The 6,879-nt window shown below is 45.8% G+C and carries 4 protein-coding genes and 1 pseudogene; 2 read left to right on the top strand and 3 right to left on the bottom strand.

Annotated elements, in window-relative coordinates:
* Positions 1–10: 10 nt before the first annotated feature.
* A pseudogene (locus VOR_RS16615) lies at positions 11–862 on the top strand (BCCT family transporter); the annotation flags it as partial.
* 178 nt (positions 863–1,040) lie between these two features.
* Here the strand turns inward: VOR_RS16615 and VOR_RS0102490 are convergent.
* Both VOR_RS0102490 and VOR_RS0102485 read right to left on the bottom strand, forming a co-directional pair.
* The gene (locus tag VOR_RS0102490) at positions 1,041–2,822 is read right to left on the bottom strand and encodes an alpha-amylase family protein (protein ID WP_010318102.1); all 1,782 of its coding nucleotides are present in this window, start codon (positions 2,820–2,822) and stop codon (positions 1,041–1,043) included.
* 197 nt (positions 2,823–3,019) lie between these two features.
* Positions 3,020–4,258: a DEAD/DEAH box helicase gene (locus VOR_RS0102485; protein ID WP_010318100.1), complete on the bottom strand. Its 1,239-nt coding sequence runs from the start codon at positions 4,256–4,258 to the stop codon at positions 3,020–3,022.
* 324 nt (positions 4,259–4,582) lie between these two features.
* Here VOR_RS0102485 and VOR_RS0102480 point away from each other — a divergent pair, with 324 nt between their 5' ends.
* Complete coding sequence (locus VOR_RS0102480; RefSeq protein WP_010318098.1) at positions 4,583–5,356, top strand: hypothetical protein; 774 nt, start codon at positions 4,583–4,585, stop codon at positions 5,354–5,356.
* 47 nt (positions 5,357–5,403) lie between these two features.
* Here VOR_RS0102480 and VOR_RS0102475 read toward each other — a convergent pair whose 3' ends face one another.
* On the bottom strand, positions 5,404–6,771 hold the full coding sequence (locus VOR_RS0102475; protein ID WP_010318095.1) for an L-serine ammonia-lyase: 1,368 nt from the start codon (positions 6,769–6,771) through the stop codon (positions 5,404–5,406).
* Positions 6,772–6,879: the final 108 nt, after the last annotated feature.

Genomic DNA, 6,879 nt, shown 5'->3' with positions numbered 1-6,879 from the left:
GTCATGACCGCTTTTTGTGGCTGCGTTAGTGGCTGTGATGGGGGTTGGTTTTAACCAAGGCATCAACATGATTTCTAACTGGACAGTCAGCATGGCGGTGTTGTTTACCCTGTTTGTATTATTGGCGACTCAACCTTCTTTCATTCTTAATAGTTTCACTGACTCTCTGGGCGTGATGTTGGATAATTTCTTTAGAATGTCATTGTGGACAGACCCTGTTCAGCAAAGTGGTTTTGCACAAGGCTGGACTCAGTACTATTGGTTTTGGTATTACGCGTACTTGATTATGATGGGCCTATTCATCACGCGAATTTCTCGTGGACGAACGATTCGTGAAGTGGTTTTGTACACCATCTCGATGGGCGCTTTGGGCTGCGCATTTTTTATCTCCATTTTTGGTGGCTATGCGGTGTGGGCTCAAATGTTGGGCGGTTTACCCGTTCAGGGCTGGATGGCGGAAGGTGGCTTAACCTACGCAGTGGTTTCATTGATAAAAACCTTGCCTGGGGGAAATGGGGTGCTTGGGCTATTTCTGCTCATTCAGTTTTTATTGATGCTGACCACGATGTCCAGTGCGAGTGTTGCGACGGCGATGCTCACCACCAATGAATTGGCTTTGAATGGTGATCCCGATAACCGAGTAAAATTACTTTGGGCCTGTGCGATTGGGCTGATCAGTTTAAGTGTATTTTTGGCTGGGGGAGGGATTGAAACCATTAAGTCGCTTTGTGTGGTCGCAGGCCTTCCTATGATGTTCATTTACGCCATCATGCTCAAAACCTTTTTACATACTTTAGGCATTTTGCCCAATCAGCATGAGCGGGAATCTGATCAAGAACCCGTGTTAATGAAAGTCACTTAAAGCAAGCCTTAACCTTATAGCGTTTAGAGCGTTTAGAGCGTTTAGAGCGTTTAGAGCGCTTAGCTTTATAGCGTTTAGCTCTATAGCGTTTAGCTCTATAGCGTTTAGCAAAACAAGCCAGCACGATGAAGATGCTGGCTTGTTGTATTGAAAGAAGACCAATGACTCTCTTTGAGGTTTAAATATTATTGAGAACCATGAAATGGGTCGAAAGTGGGGTGAAGTCGATCATCACATAGCTCTCTTGTTCGTTGACGAAGAGTGTCAGCGTTTGTTGATTTAGCGGGTCGAATAGAGTGTGCTCACCACAGGTTAACTGCCAATAAGTGGTCAATGCTTTAGGTAAATGCAGTTTTACGGTTTTGCCACTTGTGGCACTGAAGTTCGCTGCGATGATCAGCTTTTGTGACGGGTTAGAGCGAGCAAAGGCAAATAAGTAATCTTGCTGGTCGGAGAAGTGTTCAACATTGGCGGCGTACAGATCATGATATTCACCGGTCAGTGCGGGGCTCTGTTGGACTAAATTCAGTAATGTTGAGTAGAAATCGCGCAGCTGTTTCCCGCTCTCGCTTAATTGGCCACCATCAAATGCACCGTTATTCATCCATTTTTGGTGTTGTGGAACACCGATATAGTCAAAAATAGAGGTGCGCGAAGGCTGGCCAAAGCCGGCATATTCCGCTCCTGGTTCGCCCACTTCTTGCCCAAAATAAAGCAAGGTTGGTGAGCTGGATAAACAGGCTGAAATCAACATGGCTGGGCGTGCTTTATGTGCTTCCACTGCAAATTCAGGCGAGGCAATTCTCTGCTCGTCATGGTTTTCCAAGAAATGCAGCATGTGATGCTCAATGTCGCGCAGTTGATGTTCAATACGCCCAATCTCTTTAGTTGAACCGTGTCCTTGTATGATGGCTTTGAGACAATCGTAAAGGTCAACTTTGTCGTATAGATAGTCCATTTTGCCGAGCTGGATATAATCGCGGTATAAATCTGGCTGATACACCTCTGCCATTAAAAAAGCATCGGGGTTGTGTAGTTTAATCGCCGAGTTGAGATAGCTCCAAAATTCAATCGGTACCATTTCGGCCATATCATAACGAAAGCCATCGACGCCTTTATCGAGCCAATAAAGAGCGATATCCCGAAACTTACGCCATGAATCTGGAACGCTTTTGTCTTGCCAGAAAACGGCGTGTTCCAAGAGAGATAGGAAACGGTATTGCTGCGGAAGTTCGGTAAAATCTTTGCTTCCGTCAGGCTTGATGCCGTAGTTTATTTTGACGGTTTCATACCAATCATCGATGTTCGGCTTGGCTAAACGAGATCCATTGCCTGTCCATTTTGCGGGGTGTTCGTAAAACGGGGTGGCTAAATCTGGGTGGCATTCACCGCCCAACGGTAGCAATGAGGTAGGAATATCTGGCAGTTCAAAGCAGGTGTCGGGTAGGTAATAGAAGTTATTGTCCCTGGCGTATTGCACACTGGTATCATCATTTGCACCAAAATCATTGACCCCGACAGGGTTATTGAGCCCTTGATATTGGCGCGCCACGTGGTTAGGGACAATGTCGATGATGACTTTCATGCCCGCTTGGTGTGTACGCTTAATCAAGGCTTCAAATTCGTAATTACGCTGAGCTGGGTCGTCGGCTAAATCAGGGTTTATCGAATAGTAGTCTTTAATGGCGTAAGGCGAGCCCGATCTACCTTTGACAACACTTGGGTGATCATTCTCTATTCCCCATGCATGGTAATCACCCACCAGTGCGTGATGTAAAACACCGGTATACCAAATATGAGTGATCCCAAGTTGATGAATGGCATTGAGTGCATCGTCAGTGAAGTCACTCAATTTACCGACGCCATTTTGTTCTTTCGTTGCCCAAGGAGTGTTGCAGCGGTTTGTATTACCGAATAAGCGCGTGAAAACTTGATAGATAGTGTATTTGTTGTAAGCCATAACGTGTCAACCTAAGCGATGATGGGGTGCGATAAATAAGAGATGAGTTGCAGGCTAATAGAAGTTGATGAAGACAGAATCATCCTTGAGTAGTGATTTTGGGGCGTAGAGAGAAAGAAGGCGTAAAAGTGTGATGCGGGGATGGTTTAGTCAACAAAATCCCACCGGGCGGTGGGATTTGTAAAGAAACATTATGCTTATGAGCGTTTTTCTTGTTTAGGGCGAGGGCTACGACGCGGTGCACTTGAGTGCTCGTTATCACGCTTTTTCAAGTGGTAATTTAAAATGGAAATAGGCACGTCTTTTTTCGGTGTGAAACCTTCAATCTCTTTACGCACAAGCAAATGTCCTAAGCGGCTTTCAATCATGCACAAGTTTTTAAAATCATCGCGTGATACGAGAGAAATTGCTTCACCGGTTGCGCCAGCACGACCGGTTCGTCCAATACGGTGAATGTAGTTCTCCGCAGGATAAGGCAAGTCGTAATTCACCACTCTTTCTAAGTTATCAATATCAATACCGCGCGCAGCAACGCCCGTTGCAATCAAAAATTGCAGTTTACCTGCTTTGAAATCGGCTAATAATTTTTCACGAACTTCTTGGCTACGGCCACTGTGAAACGCCTCTGCCGCAATGCCACGCTTTTCCAGTTGGCTCGCCAGCTTTGCCGCACCGTGTTTGGTTTCGATGAAAATCATCGCCTGCTGCCATTGGTTTTCAGTAATCAAATGGCTCAGTAGTGCAGATTTTTGATCTTTATCGACAGTGATAATCCACTGCTCGATTTGATTTGGCGTGCGGTTGTAACCAGCGACATCAATTTCAATCGGATCATTAATGGCTGATTTGGCCAACTCGCGCACTGGACGAGAAAGGGTCGCCGAAAACAGCAAGTTCTGACGATTTAGTGGCAGGCGATCAACAATTTTGTTGATGTCTTCAATGAAACCCATGTCGAGCATGCGGTCAGCTTCATCCATCACCAACACTTCAAGCTCATCAAAATGAACGGCGCGTTGGCCATACATATCAAGCAAGCGCCCCGGCGTGGCGATCAAAATATCCACCCCTTCAATCAAGCGTTGTTTTTGCTTTTGTGAATCGACACCGCCATACATTGCAAGCGAGGTTAAGGGCAAATATTTTGCGTATTGCGTGATGTTCTCTTCTACTTGCAGAGCCAATTCGCGCGTGGGCGCTAAAATTAATGCGCGAACACGTTTGGCGCGCTGAGTTGTTCCTTGACTAAGCATCTGCAAAATGGGTAGTACAAAGCTAGCGGTTTTACCCGTGCCGGTTTGCGCTGCCGCAATGACATTTTTACCCGTCAAAATGGCAGGGATTGCCTGTTCTTGAATTGGTGTTGGGGCAGAATAGCCGAGTTCGTGAACGGCTTTTAAGATTGGATCGCTCAATCCTAGGTTGGAAAATGGCATGCGGGCTCTCAGAATTAAAAAGTCAAAACAGTTAGCAAGCGATGGCTTTCTCATCGTAAGGCGCTACGCCCTAATACTTTGAGTGCAACTCATCGCAAATTCGGCGCATTCTAGCATGAACTCTTCAAATGCGGTGAGATACCTCAGTGTCAGCGCTTGTCTCTTTATTCAGAATAGCGCCTCGTTGCTGAGTCACCAATATGAGATACCGATAATATTGTTATCAATGAGTGCGGTTAGTTGAATTGGCATCACGGAGCTTTTAGGGTAAGTGAGGTCTATTTTCGATATATTAACCCTACTTATTTTCCAGGGAATGGATTCATGAAATCTAAGCAGCTACCGATCCAATACATTGTGGTCAGCGCGTTAAAATTAGTCCAAAAAAATTGGCTGACTCTCATGCTGCAATCTTCACCTTTTTTGGTGGTGAATCTCTATTTCACGATTAGCGTTATTGACCTTGATGACCCACAACGGTTGTTCACATTAACGAATGCGATTATTTATATGCTTTATACGGTAACGGCGACGATGGCGACAGTGCGCTTGCATCGTTTGGTTCTGCTGGGTGAAAAATCTTGCCGTTTGAGCACGATTTTTTACTTAAGTTCGCGTGAATTGCGCTTTATTGGATGGTGGGCTGCGTTAGGAGCTATGCTGTTTGCTATTCTAATCATACCCATGTTTATCATTGGCTCGCTGGCAAATATAGTGACGATGCCAATGTGGTTAATCCAGCTTTATACCTATGCCGCAATGCTGCCTATTGGCTGGTTTATCTCCCGCTGGTCATTAGTTTTGCCAGCAACAGCACTAGATCATCAACCTAGAGGCTTGAGTGTCGCGTGGCAAATGTCAAAGCCCCACGCCAAAGCACTATTTGTGCTGATAGGTGTGATCCCCATGCTCATCAATGCACTACTACAGCCCTTGTTTAATCTGCATTTTCTTCCATTGACATTATTATTGTCACTCTTCTGGTTAGTGGTTTGTGCGGTTGAGATTTGTGTGTTGTCGCTCAGCTTTCAGTGGATTGTGCAGCGAGAAGCGATTACTCAGAACCAAGAGTTACGCATTCCTGAATTTACCGCTTAAATAAGCCCTGTATTCACACAGGGCTTGATGAGGATTGAACGGTATTACTATTCACAAGGTGGTGATAGGTGGATTAACGCTAAGCCGCCTAACGAGGTTTCACGATATTTCCGATTCATATCTTTCCCCGTCTGGTACATTGTCTCAATCACTTTATCTAGAGAAATTAAGCATTTGCTGGTCCGTTTTAGGGCCATGCGTGAAGCGTTAATCGCTTTCACGGCTCCCATTGCATTGCGTTCGATGCAAGGGACTTGCACTAAGCCACCCATTGGGTCGCATGTCATACCCAATGAATGCTCCATGGCAATTTCAGCCGCCATGCAAATTTGTTCGTTGCTGCCACCTCTTAGCGCTGTCAACCCTGCCGCCGCCATTGAGGAAGAGACTCCAATCTCCCCTTGACAGCCTACTTCGGCCCCCGAAATAGAAGCATTGGTTTTGTATAAAATACCAATAGCGCCAGCCACGGCGAGGAAATCTTTCAACTGCTTAGTGTCAAGCTCTCGGATAAAGCGGTGGTAATACATTAATACGGCGGGTATCACTCCTGCCGCGCCATTGGTTGGTGAGGTGACCACTTGCCCTCCCGCTGCATTTTCTTCACTGACCGCGAAAGCAAACAGGTTAATCCAGTCCATGATCTCCATTGGGTCACTTTCAATCGCCGCGTTAGCTTCCAGCTTTTTGAGCAGTGCTGGTGCGCGGCGCGTGACATGCAACCCACCTTCGAGAATGCCTTCCGTTTCAAAGCCGCGCTGCATGCAGAGCGACATCACTTTCCAGATTTGATCGGCTTTGTGGTTAATCGTTTCAAGGTCATGAAATGCTATTTCATTGCGCAAAACGAGACTGCCTAAACTTAAGCCATGTTTTTCGGCTTTAAAGAGTAATTCATCAGCAGAAGTAAAAGGAAATTCGACCTCCACGGATGCATTTGCACTACCGTGTTCCAACTCTTTGGCAGTAGCAACAAAGCCGCCTCCCACTGAGTAGTAAGTTTCAAAGGCTAACGTTTCTCCTTGCGCTCCCAAAGCGGTAATCGTCATGCCATTTTCATGCAAGGGAAGATTAGTATTTTGGAAGAGGAGGTCTGTTTTTAGCTGGAATGGAATGAGCTGTTTTCCCGCTAAATTAAGCTCGCCGTGTTCAATAGCATGCGCTAGCGCTTGATTGGCGCTGGTGATTTTGATGGTGTCAGGCTTATTGCCCAGCAGGCCTAATATCACGGCGCGATCCGTGTGGTGGCCACGTCCTGTAAGTGATAATGAACCGTAAAGGTCAATCTGCACTCTTGCCACTTGCGTTAAATCAGCAATGATTTGGCTAAATTGATAGCCCGCAATCATTGGCCCATTAGTGTGTGAGCTAGAAGGGCCCACGCCAATTTTAAAAATATCAAAAATGGATAACATCGACTTCACCTTGAATGTGACCTGTAATAGGTGACAACTTTGCCTAATAATACCCTAGTCTAGAGCTCAAGTATTTGCTAACGTGCAAAAGTCGGTCATGACTCCAAT

Source organism: Vibrio ordalii ATCC 33509, assembly GCA_000257205.1.
Taxonomy (GTDB): Bacteria; Pseudomonadota; Gammaproteobacteria; order Enterobacterales; family Vibrionaceae; genus Vibrio; species Vibrio ordalii.
Note: the sequence above shows the minus strand (reverse complement) of the source record. Positions and strands in the feature narration are given on the sequence as shown.